Annotated in this window: 18 protein-coding genes; 9 read left to right on the top strand and 9 right to left on the bottom strand. The window is 69.3% G+C overall.

The window, feature by feature from the left end; all coding sequences use genetic code 11:
* Window positions 1-17 precede the first annotated feature (17 nt).
* The 3 genes from STRTUCAR8_RS24230 to STRTUCAR8_RS24220 are packed head-to-tail and all read left to right on the top strand — an operon-like array spanning window position 18 to window position 3,576.
* Window positions 18-1,166: an alginate lyase family protein gene (locus STRTUCAR8_RS24230; RefSeq protein WP_006378835.1), complete on the top strand. Its 1,149-nt coding sequence runs from the start codon at window positions 18-20 to the stop codon at window positions 1,164-1,166.
* Window positions 1,167-1,177: 11 nt separating this feature from the next.
* Window positions 1,178-2,776: a glycoside hydrolase family 43 protein gene (locus STRTUCAR8_RS24225; protein ID WP_006379147.1), complete on the top strand. Its 1,599-nt coding sequence runs from the start codon at window positions 1,178-1,180 to the stop codon at window positions 2,774-2,776.
* Window positions 2,773-3,576 carry an alpha/beta fold hydrolase gene (locus STRTUCAR8_RS24220; protein ID WP_006379216.1) on the top strand — a complete coding sequence of 268 codons (804 nt, stop codon included), beginning with the start codon at window positions 2,773-2,775 and terminating at the stop codon, window positions 3,574-3,576. The genes STRTUCAR8_RS24225 and STRTUCAR8_RS24220 overlap by 4 nt, the downstream gene beginning before the upstream one ends.
* A gap of 117 nt (window positions 3,577-3,693) precedes the next feature.
* On the opposite strand, the gene STRTUCAR8_RS24215 is transcribed toward STRTUCAR8_RS24220, so the two are convergent.
* The 3 genes from STRTUCAR8_RS24215 to STRTUCAR8_RS24205 form a co-directional block, all read right to left on the bottom strand.
* On the bottom strand, window positions 3,694-4,950 hold the full coding sequence (locus STRTUCAR8_RS24215; protein WP_006378614.1) for a sensor histidine kinase: 1,257 nt from the start codon (window positions 4,948-4,950) through the stop codon (window positions 3,694-3,696).
* Between the two features lie 110 nt (window positions 4,951-5,060).
* On the bottom strand, window positions 5,061-7,118 hold the full coding sequence (locus tag STRTUCAR8_RS24210) for an RICIN domain-containing protein (protein WP_037727461.1): 2,058 nt from the start codon (window positions 7,116-7,118) through the stop codon (window positions 5,061-5,063).
* Window positions 7,119-7,342: 224 nt separating this feature from the next.
* Window positions 7,343-8,407, bottom strand: coding sequence for a LacI family DNA-binding transcriptional regulator (locus STRTUCAR8_RS24205; protein WP_173402939.1), 1,065 nt, complete (start codon window positions 8,405-8,407; stop codon window positions 7,343-7,345).
* A gap of 521 nt (window positions 8,408-8,928) precedes the next feature.
* Here STRTUCAR8_RS24205 and STRTUCAR8_RS24200 point away from each other — a divergent pair.
* The 6 genes from STRTUCAR8_RS24200 (at window position 8,929) to STRTUCAR8_RS24180 (ending at window position 18,395) form a co-directional block, all read left to right on the top strand.
* Entirely contained in the window at window positions 8,929-10,224 is a 1,296-nt protein-coding gene (locus STRTUCAR8_RS24200; RefSeq protein WP_006378736.1) for an ABC transporter substrate-binding protein, read from the top strand.
* On the top strand, window positions 10,221-11,243 hold the full coding sequence (locus STRTUCAR8_RS24195) for a carbohydrate ABC transporter permease (RefSeq protein ID WP_006378583.1): 1,023 nt from the start codon (window positions 10,221-10,223) through the stop codon (window positions 11,241-11,243). Before STRTUCAR8_RS24200 ends, STRTUCAR8_RS24195 begins: the two co-directional genes overlap by 4 nt.
* The gene (locus STRTUCAR8_RS24190) at window positions 11,240-12,181 is read left to right on the top strand and encodes a carbohydrate ABC transporter permease (protein WP_006379287.1); all 942 of its coding nucleotides are present in this window, start codon (window positions 11,240-11,242) and stop codon (window positions 12,179-12,181) included. The genes STRTUCAR8_RS24195 and STRTUCAR8_RS24190 overlap by 4 nt, the downstream gene beginning before the upstream one ends.
* 46 nt (window positions 12,182-12,227) lie before the next feature.
* Window positions 12,228-15,242, top strand: coding sequence for a glycoside hydrolase family 2 TIM barrel-domain containing protein (locus tag STRTUCAR8_RS24185; RefSeq protein ID WP_407705443.1), 3,015 nt, complete (start codon window positions 12,228-12,230; stop codon window positions 15,240-15,242).
* A gap of 249 nt (window positions 15,243-15,491) precedes the next feature.
* The gene (locus tag STRTUCAR8_RS55730; protein ID WP_078507299.1) at window positions 15,492-16,031 is read left to right on the top strand and encodes an alcohol dehydrogenase catalytic domain-containing protein; all 540 of its coding nucleotides are present in this window, start codon (window positions 15,492-15,494) and stop codon (window positions 16,029-16,031) included.
* Window positions 16,032-16,268: 237 nt separating this feature from the next.
* Window positions 16,269-18,395 carry a glycoside hydrolase family 2 protein gene (locus STRTUCAR8_RS24180; protein ID WP_173402941.1) on the top strand — a complete coding sequence of 709 codons (2,127 nt, stop codon included), beginning with the start codon at window positions 16,269-16,271 and terminating at the stop codon, window positions 18,393-18,395.
* Between the two features lie 433 nt (window positions 18,396-18,828).
* Here STRTUCAR8_RS24180 and STRTUCAR8_RS24175 read toward each other — a convergent pair whose 3' ends face one another.
* The 6 genes from STRTUCAR8_RS24175 to STRTUCAR8_RS24145 form a co-directional block, all read right to left on the bottom strand.
* Window positions 18,829-19,281 carry a DUF1569 domain-containing protein gene (locus STRTUCAR8_RS24175; protein WP_006379044.1) on the bottom strand — a complete coding sequence of 151 codons (453 nt, stop codon included), beginning with the start codon at window positions 19,279-19,281 and terminating at the stop codon, window positions 18,829-18,831.
* Window positions 19,282-19,404: 123 nt separating this feature from the next.
* Window positions 19,405-20,247, bottom strand: a complete 843-nt coding sequence (locus tag STRTUCAR8_RS24170; protein WP_006379149.1) for an alpha/beta fold hydrolase — start codon at window positions 20,245-20,247, stop codon at window positions 19,405-19,407.
* A 217-nt stretch (window positions 20,248-20,464) separates the two neighbouring features.
* On the bottom strand, window positions 20,465-21,019 hold the full coding sequence (locus STRTUCAR8_RS24165; RefSeq protein ID WP_231885174.1) for a TetR/AcrR family transcriptional regulator: 555 nt from the start codon (window positions 21,017-21,019) through the stop codon (window positions 20,465-20,467).
* Window positions 21,016-21,456, bottom strand: coding sequence for an ester cyclase (locus STRTUCAR8_RS24160; RefSeq protein ID WP_044472782.1), 441 nt, complete (start codon window positions 21,454-21,456; stop codon window positions 21,016-21,018). The genes STRTUCAR8_RS24165 and STRTUCAR8_RS24160 overlap by 4 nt, the downstream gene beginning before the upstream one ends.
* Before the next feature lie 892 nt (window positions 21,457-22,348).
* On the bottom strand, window positions 22,349-22,711 hold the full coding sequence (locus STRTUCAR8_RS24150) for a MaoC family dehydratase (protein WP_075693505.1): 363 nt from the start codon (window positions 22,709-22,711) through the stop codon (window positions 22,349-22,351).
* Window positions 22,712-23,064: 353 nt separating this feature from the next.
* Entirely contained in the window at window positions 23,065-24,600 is a 1,536-nt protein-coding gene (locus tag STRTUCAR8_RS24145; RefSeq protein ID WP_225966627.1) for an ISL3 family transposase, read from the bottom strand.
* Window positions 24,601-25,025 lie beyond the last annotated feature (425 nt).

The raw sequence follows: 25,025 nt of genomic DNA, 5'->3' as shown, positions 1-25,025 counted from the left end.
GTGAAAGAGGAAGACGCATGTCCGAGTCACAGCCCGCCACGCCCGCGTCCCCGAGCCGCCGCCGTTTCCTGCAGATCACCGCCGTCGGCACCACGGCGGCCGCCACCGGGATCGCCGCGGCCCCGACCGCGGACGCCCTGACCTCCTTCATCCACCCCGGGGTGCTGCACAAACTCTCCGACATCCAGCGGATGAAGACGCGGATCGCGGCCGCCACCGAGCCCTGGCTCAGCGGCTGGAACGTGTTCAGGGCGAACGCGTACTCGCAGTCGACCTACGCCATGCTGGGCCCGCGCACGACCATCGACCGGGGCACCACCGAGATCGGCAACTGGGAGTTCTGGAACGACTGCAACGCGGCCTACCAGAACGCCCTGATGTGGAACCTGACGGGCACCACCGCCCACGCCACCAAGGCACTGCAGATCATCAAGGCATGGTCCTCCACCCTCACCTCGATCACCGGCAAGGACGCCCAGCTCGCGGCCTCCATCTACGGCTTCAAACTCGCGGCGGCAGCCGAGCTGATGCGGTACACCGCCCCCTCGGGCAGCTGGTCCGCGGCCGAGATCACCCAGACCGAGAACCTCTTCAGGAACGTCTTCGTGCCCCTGGTGAGGACGTTCGGCGACGCGGGCTGGGGCACCAACTGCATCAAGGCGATGATGGCGTTCGGGGTGTTCTGCAACGACACCTCCCTCTACAACGCCGCCGTCGACGCCTTCCACCTGCACGACTGCTGCAAGATCAGCCGGGTGATCAGGGACTCCGGCCAGTGCGTGGACAGCGGACGCGACCAGGCCCACACCCAGCTCATCCTGGGCAGCATGGCCGAGGCCTGCGAGATCGCCTGGGTCCAGGGCCAGGACCTGTACTCCGCCTCCGCCAACCGGCTGCTGGCCGGCTTCGAGTACACGGCGAAGTACAACACCGGCAACGACGTGCCGTACACCGTCTGGGGCTCCTGCCGGCTCACGTTCAACTCCATCTCCACCGTCGAGCGCGGGAATCTGCGCCCGATCTACGAGATGGCCTTCAACCACTACGTCAAACGCCGCAGCCTGCCCGCCCCCTGGACGTACGCGGCCATCGGGAACATCAGCCCGGAGGGCGCGGCGTTCCAATGTGACCACGTGGGCTTCGGCACCCTGCTGTTCACCCTCTGAGCGGAGCTTTCGTGATCCACAACCCCGTCCTGCGCGGCTTCGAACCCGACCCCGTGATCCTCCGCGTCGGCGACGACTTCTACATCGCCACCTCCACCTTCGAGTGGTACCCGGGCGTCCGGATCCACCACTCCAGGGACCTGGTCGACTGGCGGTCCCTGGGCGGGGTTCTGGACAGCACGCGCCTGCTCGACCTCACCGGCGTCCCCGACTCCGGCGGCATCTGGGCGCCCGGACTGTCGTACGCGGACGGCCTGTTCCACCTCGTCTTCACCGTCGTCGACACCTACGCCGAGGGATGGAAGGACCTTCCCAACTACGTCACCACGGCCCCCTCGATCGAAGGACCGTGGTCCGACCCGGTTCCGCTGCACGGCCGCGGCTTCGACGTCTCCTTGTTCCATGACGAGGACGGTGACGGCCGCAGCTGGCTGCTGAACATGCGGTTCGACTGGCGTCCGGACCGCGAGGGATTCGCCGGGATCGAGATCCAGGAGTACGACCGCAAGACCCGGGCCCTGCTCGGCGAACCCCGCACCCTCACCACCGGAACCTCCGTCGGTGTCGCCGAGGGCCCGCATCTCTACCGGCGCGACGGCTGGTACTACCTGGTGCACGCGGAGGGCGGCACCGGATACGAACACGGCGCGGCCGTGGCCCGCTCCCGCGACCTGCTCGGCCCGTACGAGGCCGATCCGGCCGGCCCCCTGCTCACGTCCCGGCACGACCCGTCCCTGGAGTTGCAGAAGGCCGGGCACTGCTCCCTCGTCGAGACGGCGACGGGCCAGTGGTACGCCGCTCACATCGCCGCCCGCCCTCACACGGAGCGGGGCCGGTGCGTGCTCGGCCGGGAGACCGCATTGCAACCGGTGACCTGGACCGACGACGGCTGGCCCCGCATCCCCGGCGCCGTACCCGCCGTAGCGGTGCCGGCACCCGCGCTGCCACCGGCGCCCGTCGCCGAACCACCGGCGCACGACTGCTTCGACGCTCCGGTTCTCGGCCCCGACTGGTCCACCCTGCGCCGCCCGGCCGGCGACGACTGGATCGAGCCGGCACCGGGGCGGCTGCGCATCCGGGGCGGTCAGTCGCCGGTGGGCCGCCGCACGCCCAGTCTGGTGGCCCGGCGGGTGACCGCCCCGCGCTGCTCCTTCGAGACCAGCCTGACCTTCTCGCCCCGCACCCCCGACCATCTGGCCGGTCTGACGGCCTACTACAACACCCGCAACTGGCACTACCTGTACGTCACCGCCGAGGACGACGGCTCCCCGGTCCTGCGGGCACTGAGCTGCGAAGCCGGCCGTCTCGTCGCACATGAGCCGACCGTACCGCTGAAGCCCGGACGCCCGGTCGTCCTGCACGCGGAACTCGACGTTCCGGCCCTGCGCTTCTCGTACGACACCGGCGGGGGAGTCCAGACGCTGCCGATCGAGCTCGACGCCACCGTCCTGTCCGACGAGCACGCCGACGAGTTCCACGACGGCCAGTTGCGCGTTCTCGGCTTCACCGGCGCCATGTGGGGCCTGTGGGTGCAGGACCTCGACGGCGCCGGTGTCCACGCGGACTTCGCCCACGCCACGTACCGGACCTTTCCGGACGGCCCCGCATGACGATCGACGACCTGAGACGCGTCCACCTCTTCCGCACCGATCTCGGGTCCGACGAGGCGGTGCCGCTGCTTCTGGTGCACGGCTGGGGCGGGGACGGCCGGGAGTGGTCCGCGCACGCCGAGGCGCTGGCCGACCGGTTCCGCGTGATCGTCCCCGACCTGCGCGGGCACGGCCGGTCGGACGTCCCCGACGAGGGCAACACGCCGACGGAGATGGCCGACGACCTCGCCGCGCTGCTCCGGCACCTTGGCACCGGGCCGGCGATCGCCGTGGGCCACTCCATGGGCGGCCAGGTCGTCAACCTGCTCGCGGTCCGGCATCAGGAGCTCGTCCGCTCGGTCATCGCCCTTGATCCGGCTCACGGCGCGCACGGGGCGGAAGTGGAGGGGATTCCCGCCCGGCTCGCGGAGTACCGGGAACGCGGGGCGCGTGCCGCGGCCGAGTTCATCGCCGGCGCCTTCCCGGCAGGCGCTCCGGCCGGACTGCGTACGGCACATGTCCGCACCATGCTCGGCACCCCGGATCACGTCATCGCCCAGGCGTACGCGGGCATGTACACCGACTCCGGCGCGGTCGGCGTCCGCCCGCACAGCGAGGCGTATCTGCGCCGGCGCAGCCAGCCCGCGCTCACCGTATGGACCTCGGCGCAAGCGGCCACCTGGGAACGCGGCACCCTGCATGTCCCCGGCTCCCGCGTCGAACACTGGCCTGACACCGGGCACTACCTGCACGAGGAACATGTCGGACGCACAGTGCGCCTGTTGGAGGACTGGGCGACGGCTGGACAAGGGACCCGGTAGGAAGTGCCTGCGCCCGTTCACCGGCTCCAGCAACTGGACGCAGCACCTGCTCGCCCCGGCGGGCAGACCTCAGTCCGGTGCCGGGGGGCGGGTGGACTGCGGGAGTTGGCGGCGCCCTTAGCGATGCCCGGCCCTGCCAGGGCCCGCTCGTCGCATGGTGGGGAGGAGTGCTATGACCTCCCAGCCGTGGTCCTCGCGTGGGCCGGTGTGCAGTGTGCCGCCGAGTGCGGTGACGCGTTCGGTGAGGCCGACGATGCCGAAGCCTCCGCCGCGGGCGGCGTAGGGCAGCGGGGCGCCTGCGCGGCCGTTGTCGCGCACCGTCACGTGCAGGGTGTCGTCGGCGTGAGCGAGGGCGACGGTGACTTCGGTGGCGTCGGCGGCGTGGCGCCGTACGTTCGTGAGGGCTTCCTGGACGACGCGGTAGGCGGCGGCCTGTACCTCGTGGGGCAGATTCGGGGGCATGGAGGCGGAGCGGTGCAGTTCGGCCTTCGGGCCGGTCGGGCCGCCGAATCGGTCGACGAGTTCCGTGAGGGCTGCCAGGTCGCCCACCAGGTGGTTCTCGCCCGGCTCCAGCCGGGCCGTTTGCTCCGGGCCTTCGCGCAGGATTCCGACGGTCAACCGCATGGAGTCGAGCGCCTCGGTCGCGGCGTGCTCGATTCCCGCCAGGACCGGGTCCAGGCGATCTGGTTCGCTGCTGACCATCATGCGGGCCATCTGTGTCTGGATGAGGATGCCGGTGACGTGGTGGGCGACGAAGTCGTGCAGGTCGGCTGCCATGGCGAGGCGTTCGGAGCGACGGGTCTCGGCGACCGCGACGCCGCGCCTGTGGTCCAGGGAGCGCAGGTAGCCGCCGAGGCCGATGGTGATGCCGGTCATCAGCGCTACTACCAGTGTGAGCCCCAGGATCAGGGCGTCGTCCTGGGTGCCGGTTGCGTAGAAGCGCAGCGGTGCAGCGATGGCCGCCCCGCCGACGAGCAGGGCACAGGGGCCTGCCCATCGTGGTGGGCAGGTACGGACGGCGAGCAGCAGCAGGCAGAGCAGGACCGCCACTTCCCCAGGGCCGAACATACGAATTCGCTCGGTCGTCGTGGCCACGGCGGTCAAGGCCAGGGAAGCGCCTGCTGGTAGGGCGGCCCGCAGTTGGGGAGTGAGCCACGCGGGTTGCCGGGCGGAGGGCCACAGGACGGCCGCGAGGCCGAGCGACAGCAGCAGGAGCACAGGCCAGAGGGTCTTGCCGTTGGTGACGGCGATGAGCACGTCCGCGGCGGCCAGCAGGACCAGTGTGATGACGCCCGTCGCACGCAGGCAGCCCTGTCGGCGGGTCCGCGTCGTGGTCGGGTCGTCCGTCGCAGGCAGGAGGTTCACATCGGTCACTGTAGAGAGGAGCGGTCGGCTGCGCCTCGGCTGGTCGGCCGAGGCGGACGTCAGGCGCGGGAACCGCTTCGCCGGCGGTCCCCGCGCCTGGTCATGGCACGGTGGGACGGTCAGTTGATCCGGACGATCTTCCAGAGCTGGTCGTCGAGGCTGGCGCTGCCCCACTGGATGACGGCTGCCCCGTCGGCGGTGGAGGACTGGGTGACGCCGGCGACGAGGGTGCTGTTCACGTTCCGGAGTTTGTAGTAGCCGCCGCCCCCGTCGGTGAGGGTCCACTTCTGGGAGTCGGCGCTGGAGGCGGTGTTCTGGACGATGGCAGCGCCCGCGGCGCTGGAGGAGCCTTGGATGTCGAGGTTGAGGTTGCTCTTGGTGTTCTTGATGTTCCAGGCGCCGCTGCCGGCGGACTGGAAGGTGAAGAGCTGGCAGGTGCAGTTCGTGTTCTGCCACTGGTTGGCGGCGGTGCCGGCGGTGGTGGAGCCGTTCGGGATGTCGAGGTACTTGCCGCTGTTCTTGTTCACCAGGACGTACTGGCCGGTGCCCAGGGGCGGCAGGGCGGTCTGGGTGAGGTTCCAGCGCTGGCAGCCGCAGCTGGTGCCGCTCCACTGGACGGCGGCGGTGCCGACGGTGGTGGAGGCGCTGGGTATTTCGAGGAGCTTGCCACTGCTGCGGTTGGTGATGCTGTACCCGCCGGCCGGGTGGGGCGCGATGGCCCATTCGTGGTCGGGCGTGCCGTTGTCATCCCACTGCAGGACTGTGGCGCCGTTGGCGGTGGACTGGCTCTGGACGCCGAGGACCTTGCCACTGGCGACGTTGAAGATCTTGAAGTAGCCCGAGGACTGCTGCTCGAAGCGCCACTGCTGGTTGGTGGAGGTGGTGGGGTTCTGCTGGGTGGCGGTGGTGCCGTTGGTGGTGGAGCCGCCGACGATCGTGAGGTTCAGGGCGCTGTTCGCGTTGGTCATGGTGTAGGTGGCACCGTCGGAGACGCCGCCGCCCAGGTCGATCGTGCTGTAGGTGACCGGGTTGGAGAGGCCGCTGCCTCCCCGTCCGGCGCTGAGGATCAGCAGGCTGTGCCCGTCGGCGAGGGCCGTCATGCCGCGGCTGTAGCCGCCGATCACATTGGCGCTGATGCGCGTCCAGGTGTTCGCGGCGCCGTTCTGCGTGTTGATGAACAGGTCCTCGGCGCTGTTGGCGCTGACGACGAGTGTGCCGTTGGGGCCGCCGGTGGGCAGCCAGGTCATGTAGGGAGCGCTCTGCGGCACCACGCCGCCCGTCGTCCGCAGCGGGATGCCGGTGACCGAGCCGAACGCCTCCGGGTCGGAGGAGATCTTGTAGTAGACGGAGAAGTTGCCCTCGGGAGCGCCGCCGTACTCGTAAGACATGACGTACTTGCCGTTCGGCAGCTTCGCGACGGTGGGCATGCCCGGCCGGTCGCCGGCGGTGGGCATTGCCACGTCGTCGACGACGGGGCCCCAGTTGCGGACGTCGGTGGAGACCTGGTGGACGATCTTCTGGCCGTGGTCGGGGTCGCGCTGGTCGGAGTAGTAGACGATCAGCTTGCCGTCGGAGACGAGGAAGAACGGCTCCCACACGGGAGTCTGGCCGTTCGTGTCGAACGCCGAGCCGCCTGTGGCGATGTTGCTGACGAAGTCCCAGGTCTGACCGCGGTCGGTGCTGGCGTACATGTCGATCTTGGTGGCCGACCGGTCGGAGGGCACCGAGTCACCTGCGGCCAGGATGGTCCCGGCCGGGAAGTCGCCTATGGCCGTGGGCAGTTCGAAGAGCTCGGGCTGCCAGCGCATGCCCCAGCCGTTCTCGGTGTCGGCTACGTCGGAGAGCTTGCTCCAGGAGTCGCCGTTGTCGGTGGAGCGGTAGATCGGGAAGACGGGCGTACCGTTGGTGTACTGCTCGAACGTGGCGAGCAGGGTGCCGTTGGCCGATCCGTTGTGCTGCAGACGCAGCACCCGCGGGTACAGCGAACCGGGCGAGGGCGCACCCGCGGGCGGGGTGTACATGGTCTGCGAGGGACGGGAGAGGGCCTGAGCCCGCCCCGAGGCAGGCAGCACAATCGTCGCCGCGGCGACGATCAGCGCCAGGATGAGCAACAGCAGGGTGGTGGGGCGGGAATGCTGAGCGGCGCCGGGTCTGGCGCTCAACAGTGCAGGGGACATGTGCGGCTCTCAGGGCAGGGGAGGGACAGGAGGGTCCGGTGCGTGCCGCCCGGGACGAAACCGGGTGGGAAGCGGCGAGCCCGGAGTGCACGTCCACCGCGTACGAGGAACCGCGGTGTCGTGCGGCATAGGAGTCGGACCGATCCGCCTCGCGAGTGAGACGGCTGGTGCGAGTGGCGGAGCTGTGCCCGGGGCGCGGTGTGTTCTCCGAAGCCGGGGTGCTCTCAGGTGGTGGGCCGGTCCGTCTTGTCGGGGTGCGACGGCGGAGGCGCGGTCGAGCCGCGGACGACGAGTTCGACCGGTGGGTCGCTCGCCTGCGGCAGGTCGGTGTCGGGCTTCTCGATCGCGTGCACGAGAAGGCGGATGCCCTCTCTGGCCGCGGCCTCGAAGGGCTGGCGCACGGTGGTCAGGGGAGGAGAGACGTAGGCGAAGACCGGGTTGCCGTCGAAGCCGACGACGCTGATGTCCTCGGGTACGCGGCGCCCGGCTTCCCGCAGGGCGTGGATGAGCCCGATGGCCATCTCGTCGCCCGCCGCGAAGACAGCGGTCACGGACCTGTCCGACGCCAGCGCCCGGCCCACGGCATGGCCGGAGGCAGCCGACCAGTCACCGTTGAGCAGTGGCGGCTCGTGCGCGCCCCGTGCCGCGAGCGCCGCACGCCATCCTTCGATGCGGTCCTTGGTGGCGTACCAGCGCCGCGGACCGGCGAGATGATGAACGGTCGTGTGTCCCAGGTCCAGCAGATGCTCGGTGGCCGCCCGCGCCAGTTCCTGTGCGCCCACACCCATGGTCACGGTGCGGGTGGCGGTGAAGGCGGGCGGTGCTCCCAGGAAGAGGACGGGGACGCCGACGCGGACGCTGATGTCTCCTTCCACGATGGGTTCGGAGACGATGACGCCGTCCACCCCTTGTTCGAGCAGCGACGCCACGGCACCCGCGATGCCCGTCGGGTCGCCGTCGGGCGTGTTGACCACGCGGAGCGCGTAGCCCGCGTCGCGCACGGCCCGCTCGATGTGCACGAGCAGTGAAGCGGTCCCGTAGCCGGCGGTGCCCAGGGCGACCACACCGATGGAGCCGGTACGCCCGGAGACCAGTGTCCTGGCCGCCTGGTTCAGCCGGTAGCCGAGTTCCTCGGCGGCCGCGAGGACCTTGGTGCGGGCGTCCTCGGAGACGTACGGCTCGTTGTTGAGGACCCGGGACACCGTCTTGCGTGACACCCCGGCCAGGCGGGCCACGTCCGCGCTGCGCGGCACAGCGGAGCCCTCGCTCCGTCCCACCACTGCTGCCATGAAGTCTCCCGACGGCCGTACGTCTGCATCGAAGGCGGTCAACTGTATGACCACGCGGTCTGACCGCGTGGTCATGTCTACGTAGCCGACAGCGGTACGTCAAGGGTTCCGGCGGTATCGATTCCGAGGGGCGGATGCGGGTTCGTCGGAGGGCGGCCGGTCGGCGAAGGGAGTCGCAGTCGCCGTGCGGAGAGCCCCCGTGGTGGACATATCTGCTGGTCAAGGGATACAAGTTGGCTCTCGCGCCGGCTCGCGGAACGGGGGTGTCGCTCCCCTCCGGCGGTAGGCCGGCCGTCCTGCCGACAGGTACGGTCAGCTCTGAGGTCAGGTCGAAGGGGCTTGACAGCGACTCCTCGGAGCGTTCACTCTTCCTCCCAACCGCCGGTCGAATTTGTTCGATCGTGTTGAGTCTTGGTCGCGTAGACGACCGCTTCCCCGTCACACCCCGCGGGCCGACGTGCCGCCTGAGCACGGCCGCCCTGTCAGGAGCCGAAATGCACTCTTCCTCCCTCGGTCGGCCCATGCCTTCTGCCAGCCGACGCACCGTCCTGCGCGGTATCGGTGGCGCAGCCGTCCTCGGCGCCGGCATACCGCTGCTCAGCGCCTGCGGCGGCAGCGGCAGCGGCAGCGGCACGGCATCCGACCCCAAGACCGTCAGCCTCGGGTCGAACGCGTCGGACGCGGTGCCGAAGAAGGCGTTCGCCGAGATCTACGCGGCGTTCACGAAGCAGTCCGGGATCACGGTCGACGTGAACACCAAGGACCACAACACGTTCCAGGAGCAGATCAACACCTACCTCCAGGGCACCCCGGACGACGTGTTCAACTGGTTCGCCGGCTACCGCATGCAGTTCTTCGCCGCCAAGGGCCTCGCCTCCCCGATCGACGACGTGTGGCAGAAGATCGGCGGAAACTTCCCCGAGGCGATGAAGGCGCTCAGCAAGGGCGCGGACGGCAAGTACTACTTCGTGCCCATCTCCACGTCCCTCTGGGGCGTCTTCTACCGCAAGAGCGTCTTCGAGAAGTACGGCTACGAGGTCCCCACCACCTGGGACCAGCTCGTCGCCCTGTGCAAGCAGATGAAGAAGGACGGCCTGGTTCCGTTCGCCTTCGGCGACAAGGACGCCTGGCCCGCGCTCGGCACCTTCGACCAGATCAACTTCCGTACCAACGGCTACGACTTCCACGTCGAGCTGATGGCCGGCAAGGCGTCCTGGACGGATGCCAAGGTCCGCACCGCCTTCGACCACTGGGCCGAGATCCTCCCCTACCACCAGGAGGGCGCGGTCGGCCGCACCTGGCAGGACGCGGCCCAGACGCTGATCTCGAAGAAGGCGGGCATGTACCTGTTCGGCAGCTTCGTGGCGCAGCAGTTCACGAACAAGGCCGACCTGGACGACCTTGACTTCTTCCCCTTCCCGGAGATCGACTCCGCGCACGGACAGGACACCGTCGAGGCGCCCACCGACGGCTTCATGCTCTCCAAGGCTCCGAAGAACAAGGACGGCGCGCTGAAGCTCCTGGAGTTCCTGGGCACCCCGGAGGCAGAGCAGATCTACCTGAAGTCCGACCCGAGCCTGGTCGCGGCTTCCAACAAGGCCGACACCTCCTCGTACACCCCGCTCCAGAAGAAGGCGTACGAGACGATCGCCGGCGCCAAGCACCTCACCCAGTTCATGGACCGCGACAGCCGCCCGGACTTCACCTCCACGGTGATGCAGCCCGCCCTGCAGAAGTTCGTCCGCGACCCCAAGGGCGTCGACAGCCTGCTGGCGTCGATCGAGCGCCAGAAGAAGACGATCTTCGCGTCCGCATGACCGCCACCACGAACACCGGTACCGGGACCGGAACCACCAGCACCTCGGGGGCGGCCGCAGTGCCGCCCCCGGGCAACCCGAAGAATGTGACCAAGAATCAGACCAAGCGGCTGCGCGCCCCCTTGGGCCACCGACGGCTGCTCACCCGACGGGACCGCCTCACCCTCGGCCTGATGGCCGGGGTGCCGACGATCCTGCACGTCATGCTCGTCTGGCTCACAGCTCTCGCCTCGATCGCGCTGGCCTTCACCACCTGGGACGGCATCGGCTTCGACTCCATCACATGGGTCGGCCTGGACAACTTCCGTGAGCTGTTCACCAGCAACCCGCAGTTCTGGCCCGCCGTCGAGCACAACATCGTCTGGTTCGTCGTGCTCATCCTGATCCCGACGCCGCTCGGCCTGTTCCTGGCCGTGCAGCTCGACAAGAAGATCCGGTTCAGCAAGGTGTACCAGACCGCGTTCTTCCTGCCCGTCGTGCTGTCGATGGCGGTCATCGGGTTCGTATGGCAGCTCGTCTACAACCCCGACACCGGCCTGATCAACAGCATCATCGGCGCCAACGAGCCCGGCCACTACATCGACTGGATCGGCGACCCGGACCTCAACCTGTGGTCCGTCCTCATCGCCGCCTCCTGGCGCCACACCGGCTACATGATGATTCTCTACCTGGCCGGCCTGAAGGGTGTCGACCCGGCGCTTCGGGAGGCGTCCTCGCTGGACGGCGCCAACGAGTGGCAGACGTTCAAGAACGTCATCTTCCCCACCCTGCGCCCCACCAACACCGTCGTCCTGGTCGTGACGATCATCGAGGCGCTGCGCGCCTTCGACCTCGTCTTCGTCTTCAACAAGGGCGCCGAGGGCACCGAGTTGCTGTCGATCCTGGTCACCAACAACATCATCGGTGAGTCCAGCCGCATCGGATACGGCTCCGCGATCGCCGTGGTCCTGCTGGTGATCTCGCTTGCCGTGATCATCCCGTATCTGATCGCGACCTTCCGGAAGGAGCGGCGCGCATGAGCTCCCACCCGTCGCCCACCACCACCCTGAACGAGGCGCTTCGCGCCACCCCTTTGAACTCTGGCGCGCTGGCCAAGCAGCGCACCCCCGTCCGCCCTGCCCGGATCCTGCTGCACGTCTTCCTCGCCGGTGCCGCGCTGGCCTGGCTCGCACCCCTGCTGTGGGCGATGTACGCGGCGATGCGCCCGTACGCCGAGACCAGCACCAAGGGCTACGTCTCCTGGCCCGACGAACTGAGCCTCGACAACTTCACCAACGCCTTCCAGCAGTCAGACATGCTGCACTACTTCGGCAACACATTGCTGGTGGCGATCCCCGCGGTGCTGCTGACGCTGTTCCTGTCGTCGATGGTCGCCTTCTACGTCAGCCGCTTCGACTTCCGGGTCAATCTGTTCCTGCTGCTGGTGTTCACGGCCGGCAACCTGCTGCCCCAGCAGGTCATCATCACCCCGCTGTACCGCCTGTATCTGCTCATCGACCTGCCCGGCATCACCATGAGCGGCAAGCTCTACGACTCCGCGCTGGGCCTGGTACTGATCCACGTGGCGTTCCAGTCCGGCTTCTGCGCCTTCGTGCTGGCCAACTACATGCGCTCCCTGCCGCACGAGCTGACCGAGGCCGCCCTGGTCGACGGCGCCTCCGTCTGGCGCCTGTACTGGCAGATCGTGCTGCCCCTGTGCAAGCCCGCCATGGCCGCCCTGGCGACGTTGCTGTCCATCTGGATCTACAACGATTTCTTCTGGGCGATCGTGCTGATCTCCACCGGCGAGAACATGCCGATCACCTCGGCGCTGAACAACCTCTCCGGCCAGTACTTCACCGACCCCAACCTGGTCGCAGCCGGAGCCCTGCTCACCGCGATCCCGACCCTGATCGTGTACTTCGTGCTCCAGCGGCAGTTCGTCAGCGGCCTCACGCTGGGCGCCAACAAGGGCTGAACCTGAACCCCCCACTCGTTCCCCGCACTTCCCCGGAGCAGCACCTGTGAGCACCGAACGCCCCAACAAGGTTGTGAGCCCCTTGCCTTCCCAGCTCCCCACGTATGTGTCGGACACCGCACCGTGGCGGGGCGCCCTGCGCCCGGCCCGCTCCTGGCTGCATTCCGACGCTCCCTCCCAGTCGCTCAACGGCTCCTGGCAGTTCCGTCTGTCGCCCACGGCGGCCGTCGCCGAGGACTTCGCCTCCGAGGACTTCGACGACCGGGGCTGGGACAGCATCCCGGTGCCGGCGCACTGGGTGCTGGAGGGCGACGGCGCCTACGGCCGGCCGATCTACACGAACGTCCAGTACCCCTTCCCGATCGACCCGCCGCACGTCCCCGACGAGAACTCCACCGGCGACTACCGCCGCCGTTTCGACGTCCCCGAGGACTGGTCGGACGCCGAGCGGGTCCTGCTGCGGTTCGACGGGGTGGAGTCGCTGTTCCGGGTGTGGGTGAACGGCGTCGAGATCGGCAGCGCCAGTGGCAGCAGGCTGGCCCACGAGTTCGACGTGACGTCCGCGGTGCGACCGGGCGGCAACGTCGTCGCCGTACGGGTGCACCAGTGGTCGGCCGCCAGCTACCTGGAAGACCAGGACCAGTGGTGGCTGCCGGGCATCTTCCGGGACGTCACCCTGCTCGCCCGCCCGGCCGGGGGCGTCGAGGACGTCTGGCTGCGCACCGGCTACGACCACGGAAACGGCCGTATCGACCCGGAGGTCACCGCCGACGCCGCCGCGTTCCCCGTCACCCTGCGCATCCCCGAACTCGGCGTCGAGCGGGTCTGGGCCACCCCGGCCGACGTGGCGCCCCTCGACATCGCGGGCGTCCAGCCGTGGTCGGCCGAGCGGCCCCGCCTGTACGACGCCACCGTGTCCTCGGCCGCGGAGAGCATCGCCCTGCGGGTCGGCTTCCGCACGGTCGAGATCCACGGCGACCGGCTCCTGGTCAACGGCCGCCGTGTCGTCTTCCACGGGATGAACCGGCACGAGGCCCACCCCGAGCGCGGCCGGGTCTTCGACGAGGAGCACGCCCGCGCGGACCTGGCCCGCATGAAGCGGTTCAACGTCAACGCCATCCGCACCAGTCACTACCCCCCGCATCCCCGGCTGCTCGACCTCGCCGACGAACTCGGCTTCTGGGTCGTCCTCGAAAGCGATCTGGAGACCCACGGCTTCGAGAACGTCGACTGGGCCGACAACCCGAGCGACGACCCGGCCTGGCGCGCCGCCTATCTGGACCGTGTCCAGCGCACCGTCGAGCGGGACAAGAACCACCCCGCCATCGTGATCTGGTCACTCGGCAACGAGGCCGGAACCGGCGCCAACCTCGCCGCGATGTCGGCCTGGGTCCACGCCCGCGACCCCGAGCGTCCCGTGCACTACGAAGGCGATTACACCGGCGAGTACACCGACGTCTACTCCCGCATGTATCCGACGGTCCCGGAGATCGAGCAGATCGGCACGGACGGTTCCGTCGCGCCGCTGCTCGGCTGCACCCCCGCGCAGGGCGCCCGGCAGCGCACCAAGCCGTTCCTGCTGTGCGAGTACGCCCACTCGATGGGCAACGGGCCGGGTGCCCTCGACCAGTACGAGGAACTGGTCCACCGGTTCCCGCGGGTGCACGGCGGTTTCGTCTGGGAGTGGCGCGACCACGGCATCCTGGCCACGGCCCCGGACGGGACGCCGTACCACGCCTACGGCGGCGACTTCGGGGAGGTCGTGCACGACGGCAACTTCGTGATGGACGGGATGCTGCTCAGCGACGACGTGCCGACGCCGAGCCTGTACGAGTTCAAGGCGGTCGTGACGCCGATCCGCTTCGCCTTCGACGGCGACAAGCTCGTGATCACCAACCTGCGGCACTCGGCCGACACGTCCGACCTGCGCTTTCGCTGGCGCGTCGAGCACGACGGGAACCTCGTGGACTTGGGGGAGTGGGATGCCCCGGTCCTCGCGGCGGGCGAGTCGGGGCGGGTGCCGTTGCCGCCGGTCGCGGTGGCCCCGGACGGCGAGACCTGGCTGACGGTCGAGGCGGTGCTGGCGACGGCGACCGCCTGGGCGCCGCAGGGGCATGAGATCGCCACCGCCCAACTCGACCGCTCGGTACGGCGGCCGGTGCCCGTCGCCCGGCCCCGGCGCGACTGGCGGCCCGGCGAGGGAACGCTCACGCTCGGCATCGCCGAGTTCACCGGCGGCTCCCTCACCCGCCTCGCCGGGCGCCCCGTGGCCGGCCCTCGCCTGGAACTGTTCCGCGCGCCCACCGACAACGACGAGAGCCGGGCCGACCGGCTGGAGGGAAGCGACAACAGCGTCCTCGGGGTGTCGAGCGCCGACACCTGGCGCCGCGACGGCCTGGACCGGCTGACCACGCGGCGCCTCGACGTCGAGCAGGCCGCGGACGCCCTGCGCACCGTGGACCGGGTCTCCGCCGCGGGCTCCGCCCTCTCGGTGACCGTGGAGTCCCTCTGGTCGATCGAGGACGGCGAACTCGAACTGCGCGTGGAGATCGAGCCGTCGCGCGGCTGGCGGTCGGTGTGGCCGCGGATCGGGGTGCGCTTCGAACTGCCCGACGGGACGGCACCCGTCGACGGCGCGGACTGGTTCGGCCTGGGCCCGCTGGAGTCCTACCCCGACAGTCTCCGCGCGGCCCGCACCGGCCGCTTCTCCTACCCGATCGGGGACCTCGCGGTCGCCTACGCGCGCCCCCAGGAGACCGGCCACCGCTCCCAGCTGCGGCGCCTCACGCTGACCAGCGGCGGCACCGAGGTACTGCGGCTCGTGGCACTCCCCGACGCCCGCGGTCGGCGCCCCGGCTTCACCCTCGGGCGCCACACCCCCCAGCAGATCGCCAGCGCCGCACATCCCTTCGAGCTCCCGGAGTCGACCGCGAGTCACCTGATCATCGACGCCGTCCAGCACGGACTCGGCTCCCGGTCCTGCGGGCCGGACGTGTGGCCGGAGTTCGTGCTGCGCCCCGAAGCCCGCACCATCAGGCTGCGCATCACACCGGGCGCCTGAGCAACAGAGCCCGTCGGCGACGCTGCTGCCCACCGTGGGCCGGCGGGCCGACCGGGCGCTGCACGGCCCGGCGGCGGGGGTGGCTGGCGGTTCCCCGAACGATGGTCCCGGACCGCGGACTGCCCTCGACGAGAGCATGCCGCTCGAGCCGGGCGCCTGCCGCATCCCCCTCTCCGAGATCGGCCGGGCCGAGGCCTACGCGCGAGCCTGTGCCGAGCTCGGCGAGCCCCGGGCCGCTGTCGAGGGGCGATGGCGGCCGGCCAGGCGACCCGGCGAAGCCCACCGCCCTCGTCAGGACCGTTTCCCGGCACACACTTCGTCAGCGACGGGCCGAAACAGCGGTGCGGTCTTCAAGGATGCATCCATGGGTTCGCACACCGTCTGATGACCAAACGGAAGGGCAAGTACGCCATCGGACAGAAGGGCCTGATCCTCGGCCGCGAGGGCGTGGGCACGGTCACCGAGGTCGGCCCGGCCGTCGCCGGCCTCAAGCCCGGTGGCCTGGTCGTGATCAACCCCACCCAGCCTTGCGGGCTGTGCCCTGCGCGCAGGGTCGGCCACGAGCGTTGTCTCTACCGGGTTCCCGACTCCATGAGCGCGTCGCAGTCGTCCGAGAGCCGATGGCGGAAGCCGAGTGGTGAGCCCAGGTATAGGGGGTTGCTCCGTGTGTCGGTCCTTCCTCGGGCTTGGCGAGGTTCGGCCATGGGGTCATCGGGAGGCATTCCGCTCGACTGTGCCGACGTGCCGGGGCCCTCTCTCCAGGTGCGACCTCGCCCGGCTTCCACATGACCAACGGCCGCGCCGGCCGGCGCGGCCCCGCATCTCCGAGAATCACACCTCGTGCCACTACGGCGCCGCTGCCCGGGAGAAGCGCCGACTGGACGCGAGGCGGGCCGGGGCACTCCTCCCGGTTGTCTGAAGCAGGCCGTCAGCCCGATCCGGGTGCTGCCCGGCCCGCCACGGTCGTCGGCGTAATGCCGCGCCAGGTCGATTTCCTTCTCGACTCCACGGAAAGTGAGTTCTGACATGACAGGTTTGCCCAGTCGCCGACAGGTACTCGGCGGGACGGCAGCGGGAGTACTGGCCACGCTGGCCGGGATCCCGCATGCCGGTGCCGCGTCCGCCGCTGTGACGTACACGGCGCCGGATCCGCGGGTGTGGATCCACCTCAACAACGGGTGGCGATTCATCAGAGCGGACGCCACTGGTGCGCAAGCGCCCGGTTTCGACGACTCCGGATGGACGTCCGTCGTCACCCCCCACACGTGGAACGCCGTCGGCGGTGCCGACGGCGGCAACGACTACTACCGCGGAGTGGGCTGGTACCGCCGCCGCTACACCGTGCCGGCCGAACTCGCCGGAAAGAGGCTGTACCTGCAGTTCGCCGGGGTCAACCAGATCGCCGACGTCTGGGTCAACGGCACGTACCTCGGGCAGCACAAGGGCGGGTACTCCCGCTTCCGTTTCGACGCCACGGCCGCGCTCGTCCCGGGCGGGGACAACGTCATCGCGGTGAAGGTGACCAACGCCCGCGACACCGGCATCGCCCCGTTGAGCGCGGACTACACCTTCCAGGGCGGCATCTACCGCAACGTGAGCCTGTGGGCCGTCGACGACCTCCACGTCCGGATGACGGACTACGCGGGCCCCGGCGTCTACCTCCGGCAGACCAACGTGAGCGCGGCCTCGGCCACGGTGACCGTCACGACGAAGCTGTGGAACGACAGCACCACCACCAGATCGGTGGTCGTGCGCAGCGTCATCGCGGACAAGAGCGGGACCGTCGTCGCGGAGACGAGCAGCACCGCGCAGACCGTCCTCGCGGCCACCGGCACGGAGGTCCAGCAGACTCTCCACATCAGCAGCCCGCACCTGTGGAACGGCCTGGCGGATCCCTACCTCCACAACGCCGGCGTCGAGATCCATGACGTCACCGGGGGCGGGGACCAGATCACGGATGTGGTGACCGAACGCCTGGGTCTTCGCTCCATCGCCGTCGACGCCAACACCGGGTTCCGCCTCAACGGCAGCCACCTCCACCTGCATGGCGTCAACCTGCACCAGGACCGGGCCGGCCAGGGCTGGGCGATATCCGACGCCGATCACACCCAGGACTTCGACCTCATCAGCGAGATCGGCGCCAACGCCGTCCGGATGGCGCACTACCAGCACGACCAGAAGGACTACAACCTCGCTGACGAACGCGGAATGATCGTGTGGGCGGAGATTCCCCTGGTCGACCTCGTCACCGACTCGGCCGCCTTCACCACCAGCACCCAGAACCAGCTGCGGGAACTGATCCGGCAGAACTACAACCACCCCTCGATCGCCTTCTGGGGCATCGGCAACGAGCAGATCGACTACAACGGCACCGCCACGAACACGCTGCTCGCGTCACTGGCCGACATCGTCGAGGCCGAGGACCCGGACAGGCTCTCCACCTACGCGGTCCGCGGCGAGGACCCCGACAACGCGCAGGCGGGACTGCACACCCAGACCACGGGCTTCAACAAGTACTACGGCTGGTACTACGGCTCCAAGGACGGCGACCTCGGCGCGTGGGCCGACAACCTGCACGCCACCTCCCCGTCCCGCAGGATCGCCATGTCGGAGTACGGCGTCGGCGCCAGCACCACCCAGCACGCCCTCAACCCGCCCAAGCCGGCTCCGGGCGGATCCTGGCACCCCGAGGAGTACCAGTCGCTGTTCCACGAAGCGGCCTGGAAGCAGCTCGCCGCCCGTCCCTTCATCTGGGGCACGTTCGTCTGGGCCATGTTCGACTTCCCCTCCGACGGCCGCAGCGAGGGGGGCCAGCCCGGCATCAACGACAAGGGCCTGGTCACCCGCGACCGGCAGATCCGCAAGGACGCCTTCTATTGGTACAAGTCCAACTGGGCTACCACTCCCACCCTCTACATCACCAGCCGTCGGTGGACCCAGCGCACCGAGCCCACCACCGAACTCAAGGTCTACTCCAACGCGGGCCAGGTCACCGCCACCCTCAACGGCACCTCCCTGGGAACCCGGAGCAGCAGCGACCACATCTTCAGATGGCCCAGCATCACCTTGAGGCCCGGCCAGAACACCGTGACGGTCACCGCGACCATCAACGGCTCCACCTATACCGACAGCGTCAACTGGACACTCGGCTGAGAACCCCGCCCCTCGACAGCCGCCCGGTCCGCACGCGGCACAGGCGCTACAGGGGTAGGGCGGGCGATGCCACAGTTCTCGGGTGGCCGTATGACCACCGCCACGATCCCGTAGGTGGGCGGGTCTCGGCGGCGTGACGATGCCAGGTGGCACACGACGTACGCGACGAAGCTCCGGTGGGCAGAGTGACCTGTCAGGTCGTTCTGCCCGACCGGAGCTTCGATGTGCCGTTCAGTCCGCCGCCGCGTGTCACGCCGAGTCGCCCACGGCGTCAGCTTCGTGCGACTGCCGTCGGGGCCATGATCACGGCAGGGCGAGCCATGGCCCGTTCGATGGGAACTGTCAGCTTCGTGCGGAGGGTGAATTCGCCCGGCCGCAGAACGGCGTCGCGCACGTCCTGCGTCACGATGAACGAGCACCGGCGGGAGCAGTGTCAGGCATGGGCCAGTCCCGGGAGGTGTTCGGCGAGGTGCATGGTATGCAGCCGCGCGAACTCGTCGTGTGTGCAGCGTCCGTAGGCGGGGTGGGGGGCGTGTTCTCCGGTGTGGCCGGTGAACAGGGCCACCGCGTCCGTGAAGCCGGCCGCGGCCTCGCTCACCGGCAGGCCCGGGTCCAGCGGCGGCGCTCCGTCGATCTCCGCGCCGAGCGGGTGCTTCATCGCTCCGCGGCGCAGGAAGACCCACTTGGCCAGAGCGCCTGCCGTCGCCCGGAACAGGGCGGGCTTGAGCTTGGGATAACCGGAGACGGAGTAGCGGACGGTCTGGGCACAGTGCTGCAGTGTCTGGGACAGGTTCCAGGCGCTGCCCGGCGCCAGCAGGTCACGCTCGGGGCGACCGAGGTCCTTGCGGAGCCGTTCAGTGAGCTGGACGAGGGTGAGTGAGGTCATATCGCAAGATTCCGTTTCCTGCATGCTCGACGGCCAGGGCCCCGACGTCGGTCCCGCCCCTGGCGGCAGGCCCATGCCGGGCACTCCCCGCTCGCTGGGCAAGCACTGGTACTGACTACTGCGTCAGAGCGCCGGTGCATGCTCGTTCAGGTGGTCGATGATCAGGCTGGTGAGGACCTCGGGAGCCTCATCGGGGACCCAGTGACTGATGCCTTGCAGTGCGTGGAACGAGTAGGGGCCGCTCACCCATTTTTCTGTGGCATGAGCTGCGGTGGACCCGAGCGCGACGTCCTCGGTGCCCCAGACGTAGAGCGTGGGTACCTGGATCTTCCCGACCGCGGCGTCAGGCCGGTCGGCGCGGTAGTAGTTGAGGGCCGCGCTCAGCGCACCGGGTTCGGACAGACGCTGTACGTATGAGTCGACGTGATGGTCGGCAACCTTGCCCTGGTAGAGGGAACGCAGGAGCGCGGCGTCGTCCGCGAGGAAGCGGGCCTCTGTGTCGGGGCTGCGCCAGTCCTGCTGGTACTGGGAGCGACGGCGTTGGTCGTCGTCGGTGCGATGTGCCTCGCCCAGCGCGTTGGGATGCGGCGTCGACACGGTGGTGAGCGTGCGCAGTCGCTCGGCGTGCCGGGCCGCGGTCCACCAGGCGATGGCGCCGCCCCAGTCGTGTCCGACGAGGTCGAAGCGGTTCCAGGCGAGTGCGTCGGCCACCGCCAGAACGTCCCCGACCAGTTCGCTCACCCCGTACGCGTCGGCACGCATCGGGCGCACACCTGGCGAATAGCCGCGGGTGTCGGGCGCGACCGCGCGGAAGCCCTGGTCACCCAGCGCGGCCACTTGTTCTTCCCAGAGGACGGCGGTCCGGGGAAAGCCGTGCAGGAGCAGGACGGGGCGCCCGTCGGCGGGTCCTGCTGCGATCGCGTCGAAGGTGCCTGAAGCCGATGGGATTTCAAGGTGTTCTGTCATGGTGCATCCTTTTCGGGAAGGTGGGCGCCCCGTCGGGGCATCGTGCCCACGAACGCTCCGCTGCCGAGCAGCGCCGAAAGAGCCACCGCCAGGACGAGCCGGCGGGTGGAGATGCGGCGACAGCTGCGGCGACCTAGGGTGACGGCTCGTCGATCGCGCGGTGTCGCGGCGCTGCGGGTGCCCCTCAGGGCGCATCAGTTCTGTCGCCGCTTGCGCCTCATGGCTCGTCGGTGGGTGGGTCCGTGCGGCCGATGATCCAGGCGCCCCACTCCGTGTCGGTGCGCCGTTCAGGCAGGTCCAGCACGGTGGAGACCGTCAGGACGAGACCGGTGGCCAAGAAGGAGCGCACCTGCATCGGGTCGGCGCCCGTCAGACGGGTGATGGTCTGCTGGAGGTCGAGCTGGCGCCGCCGTACCGACTCCTGGACCACCGCGTCGCCTGACGCGGCATAAGCCTGCAACAGGACGAGGCCGACAGTGGGTCGGCTCTGCAGGAGATGCCGGTAGGCGTCACCGAGCGCGCTCAGCGTCGGTTCGGCGCTCTCGAAGGTGGCCTCGATCCCGTCGTAGGCCGCGTGTACGACCTGAAGGAACAGATCACGCTTCGAGCCGAACATCTGCACGATGCGGGGATGGGAGATGCCGACCCGTGCGGCGATCGCCTCGATGCCCGCCCCCGACAGTCCTTTCCGGGCGAACTCAGCGTCGGCCGCCTCCATGATCTCAGCCCGCCGCACCGACGCCGGCTTACGGGTGCGGCCGGGCTCGGTCACTTCTCGGCCTTCGCGCGGCCGATCTGACTCAGCACGAAGCGGTGGTCGTACAGGCACCGGTAGGCGTGGATCAGCCCGTCCTCTCCCAGCTCCAGACGGTCGTCACCGTGGAACTCCACGCGCTGCCCCGTGCCGGCGAGGGTCCCCGAGAAGCGCCACGCCACCAGCACGGCCCGCCGCGTCACCTCCCCGTACAACCCCATACGCGTGAACGAGTAGTCGGGAAAGGCCTGTGCCATCTGCGTCACGAAGGCGCGGAGGCTGTCGGGGCCGTGTGCCGTCTCACCGAGCGCCGGCTCGTCGTACACCAGGTCTTCGGCGCACAACGCCGCCGCGGCATCGCCATCGTGCTCGTTCCAAGCCCTCTCCCATCGATCGCAGAACGCCTCAAGGGCCTTGATGTCTGATGCGGCCACTTCGGCCACGGTGGTAACCATGCTTCTAACTTACAGGTAAGTAAGATGCGAGCCAAGGGCCGGTTGGCCCAAGGTGGGGGCTTGCCTTGGGGCATCATCCGCGGTGACGACTACAGCGAAGCGAACTGAGGACCGGGTGCCCCACGAACAAGGTGATGGGCCTGATTGACCTCCCACCCGAGTCCTGGGATGGGAACTGCGGCTGGATGCTCTCCGCCAACCTGACCGCCGACCGCGACGCCTGGGTGAGGCTCCTGGCGGTGCGCGACCACGCCGATCTGGTCGATGCCGAGCCCGGCACCAGGCGCTTTCGCCTCTGCCGCCTGCGGGCCCGCATCGCGAAGCACGCCCGCCGCCTGCTCCGCATCGAGGCCACCTGGCCCTGGGCCAACGCGTTCACCACCTGCGGGCGGCGACTCTCTGAACTTCCCGCCGTCACCCGACCGTCGGTCCTGTCCCGACGAAGACCAGAACGGGGGAGACCCGCACCACCCCGGGCCCGTGGAGCCCGGCGCAGCCGCAGCGTCACGCGACGGCCCACCCCCGACTGCAGGGGACATTGCGAGCGAACCGCCGAGTCGCTCAGCGCCCGAACCTCGCTGCCGGATCGAGGTAAAGGGTGAGTCACGGCGTGCCGCGGACATCCAAGTTTGGTATCGGGACGATAGGGGGTGGCAGTTCGCCTGCGGGGAGTTGGCCGACTCGCTGGACGGCCAGTTCGCCCAGCCGCCGCTTGTCGAGGAGGGCGCTGCCTTGGTTGGCCGGAGGCAGACCGGGTCGAACGGTGGGGTGGTGACGCCGCCGAAGGGGAAGATGCCGCGGCTGGTCTCCGTGGGGAGGAGGTCGCCGACGGGGTGATGCCTCCCTCCGCTATGAGGGAGGGGTTCTCATGTCAGCTTTCTCCTCTGTGGGTTCACTCGAAGAGCACTGCAACGACTTCGGCGACGCACACAGGCTTGTCGCCGCCCCGCCGCTCGACGGTGACGCGGAGGACGGCCTGGGCTCCCTGCGGTCCGCGCCGCAGTTCCGTCAGCTCCACCATGCCCCTCACCTGGGAGTTCACGGGTGTGAGGGCCGGGCAACGGACCTTGTTGCTGCCGTAGTTGATGGCGGCGGTCAGCCCCTCGGTCCGCGCGGCTTCCGACAGGAGCATGGGGACGAGGGACGGGACCAGATAGCCGTGGGCGACCGTCGTTCCGTACGGGCCCTTCGCGGCCTTGTTCGGGTCGAGGTGGATCCACTGGTGATCGCCGGTGACATCGGCGAAACGGTCGATGTCATTCTGGGGCGGGCGCTACGGCGGCACTCACCGCCACCGCTGTTCAGGTGCCGGACGCGGTCCCCTGAACACAGCAATGTGACGCTGCTGGCGTCGTCGCGTACCTGGTCCACAACGCTGGGCGCCTGCTGCACCGCTCGCTGGACGAGCCCCGGAAGCCTGGGTGGCCTGGCGCTGCCGCCCCTTCAGTGTTGACGCCTTCTCCACCAGCACCGCCACTGGTGGCCCGCACCCGCTGACCCGGAATGCCCAGTAATGGTCCACGGCGCGTGGCTGCCCCTGTTTATCGGCCTGAGGACGTGTCAGCAATCGGGCTCTGTTCCGTAGTCGGTGGTGACGGTGCGTTCTCCTCATTGCAGGAGGATGCGGTGACGGAGGAGGTCGAATCCTGCTCGGCCGTGCATCTGCCGCATGATCTTCTTGGTTCGGGTATTGACGCCCTCGGTCCGGCCGTTGTGGTGGGGCAGGGTGAGGCCGGCGTTCACGGCGGCGCGGTCGAGTTCGAGGCCGTTACAGAAGCTGAGCAGGTGGGGCAGGCCAGCGGTGCGGACTGTCGCGATCCACCGGGAGAGCTTGTCGTTGTTGCCATGGGCCGGGGTAAGGAACGCGGCGAACTCGCCGGTGAGTCGGGCGAGTTCGGTCATCTCCGGGCACGCCGCGGTGAGGAGGCCGAGCAGGTCGGTGTCCTTGGTCCACAGGTGCTCGGGGTGGGTGAGCAGGAGCCGGGCGACGCGGCGGGGGGTTGTCACGGGGCGGTCGCCTTCAGCGCGGCCCTGATTGAGGTAGCGGACCAGCAGGTTGGCACTGCCGGTATAGCCCAACTTCCGGATCTCTTCGAGGAGATGGGTGACCGGGACGGCGGGTTCCTCGGCACGGCGTCGGCGCAGGTGGTCGCGGTAGGGGTCGACAAGGGTGGGCCGGTAGCGGGGGGCGATGCGATCCGCGGGCGGTTCAGGGATGCGGGCGTAGCGCTTGACGGTATTCAGGGCGAGGTTCAGTCTGCGGGAGCAGTCGAGCAGGCCCACGCCGGAGTCAAGGAGGGCGTGGACTTTATGCCAGCGCTCGCGGGTGGTCTGCTCGCGGACGCCGCCGGGCCGGGGCGGGTTGACGGTGGCCCAGCAGGGGGCGTGGGCGCGGACCTCGGCCAGAACTTTGTCGCACAGGTTCCGCCACAGATGCCAGCGGTCGCTGACCTGCACCGCGTCGGGCAAGGCCCGGCGGATCGCCTCGGCGTAGGTGGCCGAGCCGTCCCGGCACACGACTTCGATCCCTTTCTGCCCGTGCAGCCAAGCCTCCAATGTGGCGGCTTCCCGGTCGGGCAGGACGTCGACGCGTTCCCCGGTCTCGGCATCGATGATGAGCGTGGCGTAGCGGTGCCGGCGGCGCAGGGCGAAGTCATCGACCCCGATCACCCTCGGGATCCGCAGCGTCGGCGGGGGTATTGCCCGCAGCACCCGCAGGGCGGTGGCGAACGATACGGGCACGGCCAGTAACCGGGTGAGCCGGGCAGCCGCCCGGCCGCATAACTCTTTGACCACCCCCGAGACCTGGCTGGTCAGACGCGTGGTGCGGCGCTGAAGGCGCTCGATCAGCCCAGGGACTTGCTCGCGGAAGGTCTGCCGCCGACAGCCCAGGACCGGGCAGACCAGACGTCGTACCCGGACGTTGACCACGACCCGGCGGCCATCGACCGGCACATCCGCAACGGTCCGGACGTGGTATCCGTGCACCTTCCCCGTCGGGACCCCGCACATCGAGCAGGGAAAGGGAACATCCCGGGTTCGGGCCAAGACCCGGATCATCTCGCCGTCGTCCGCCACATCCTCGATGACCAGCGCTGAGAGCCCTGAGAACACCGTTGCCACGAGGGAGTTGACATCTCGCATACAACATCAACGACGCCCGTCACCAACCGTCACCACCGACTACGGAACAGAGCCGCCATAACGGTGTACGGGGCACGGGTCCACACGGTGAGGCAGTCGAGGTGACGCACACGTGGGAGGACATGGAAGCGCGCCTCGGCTGGCTCATCCTCACGGCCGCGGCGCTGGACGACCTCACCGGGTGATGCCTGGGACACGGTGGATGAGCGGCTGCGTTTCCGCGTGGCGAGAGTCCGGCCTTGGCCGGACATGAAACTCAGCTGACCCGCTCTACCCTCTGTGCGGAAGGGCCCGCACGTCCGTGCGCGCCCTTCCGCGTCATCCCCTACGTTGCGCACGCACACGCCCTAACTAAGAGGGCGTATCCCGCCTCCCCGGTGGGAGATGACTGGGAGACAAGTGGGAGATGATCATGGCGTGGTGCT

The organism is Streptomyces turgidiscabies Car8 (assembly GCF_000331005.1).
In the GTDB taxonomy this organism is placed as follows: domain Bacteria; phylum Actinomycetota; class Actinomycetes; order Streptomycetales; family Streptomycetaceae; genus Streptomyces; species Streptomyces turgidiscabies.
The sequence above is the reverse complement of the archived record's forward strand: the minus strand, read 5'-3'. Positions and strand labels throughout refer to the sequence as shown.

What these genes read in the sequence shown, in the direction of transcription:
- STRTUCAR8_RS24230 (WP_006378835.1), top strand. Translation starts at nt 18, where the DNA reads ATGTCCGAGTCACAGCCCGCCACGCCCGCGTCCCCGAGCCGCCGCCGT.
- STRTUCAR8_RS24220 (WP_006379216.1), top strand. Translation starts at nt 2,773, where the DNA reads ATGACGATCGACGACCTGAGACGCGTCCACCTCTTCCGCACCGATCTC.
- STRTUCAR8_RS24210 (WP_037727461.1), bottom strand. Translation starts at nt 7,118, where the DNA reads ATGTCCCCTGCACTGTTGAGCGCCAGACCCGGCGCCGCTCAGCATTCC.
- STRTUCAR8_RS24205 (WP_173402939.1), bottom strand. Translation starts at nt 8,407, where the DNA reads ATGGCAGCAGTGGTGGGACGGAGCGAGGGCTCCGCTGTGCCGCGCAGC.
- STRTUCAR8_RS24200 (WP_006378736.1), top strand. Translation starts at nt 8,929, where the DNA reads ATGCCTTCTGCCAGCCGACGCACCGTCCTGCGCGGTATCGGTGGCGCA.
- STRTUCAR8_RS24195 (WP_006378583.1), top strand. Translation starts at nt 10,221, where the DNA reads ATGACCGCCACCACGAACACCGGTACCGGGACCGGAACCACCAGCACC.
- STRTUCAR8_RS24190 (WP_006379287.1), top strand. Translation starts at nt 11,240, where the DNA reads ATGAGCTCCCACCCGTCGCCCACCACCACCCTGAACGAGGCGCTTCGC.
- STRTUCAR8_RS55730 (WP_078507299.1), top strand. Translation starts at nt 15,492, where the DNA reads ATGGCGGCCGGCCAGGCGACCCGGCGAAGCCCACCGCCCTCGTCAGGA.
- STRTUCAR8_RS24180 (WP_173402941.1), top strand. Translation starts at nt 16,269, where the DNA reads ATGACAGGTTTGCCCAGTCGCCGACAGGTACTCGGCGGGACGGCAGCG.
- STRTUCAR8_RS24175 (WP_006379044.1), bottom strand. Translation starts at nt 19,281, where the DNA reads ATGACCTCACTCACCCTCGTCCAGCTCACTGAACGGCTCCGCAAGGAC.
- STRTUCAR8_RS24170 (WP_006379149.1), bottom strand. Translation starts at nt 20,247, where the DNA reads ATGACAGAACACCTTGAAATCCCATCGGCTTCAGGCACCTTCGACGCG.
- STRTUCAR8_RS24160 (WP_044472782.1), bottom strand. Translation starts at nt 21,456, where the DNA reads ATGGTTACCACCGTGGCCGAAGTGGCCGCATCAGACATCAAGGCCCTT.
- STRTUCAR8_RS24145 (WP_225966627.1), bottom strand. Translation starts at nt 24,600, where the DNA reads ATGCGAGATGTCAACTCCCTCGTGGCAACGGTGTTCTCAGGGCTCTCA.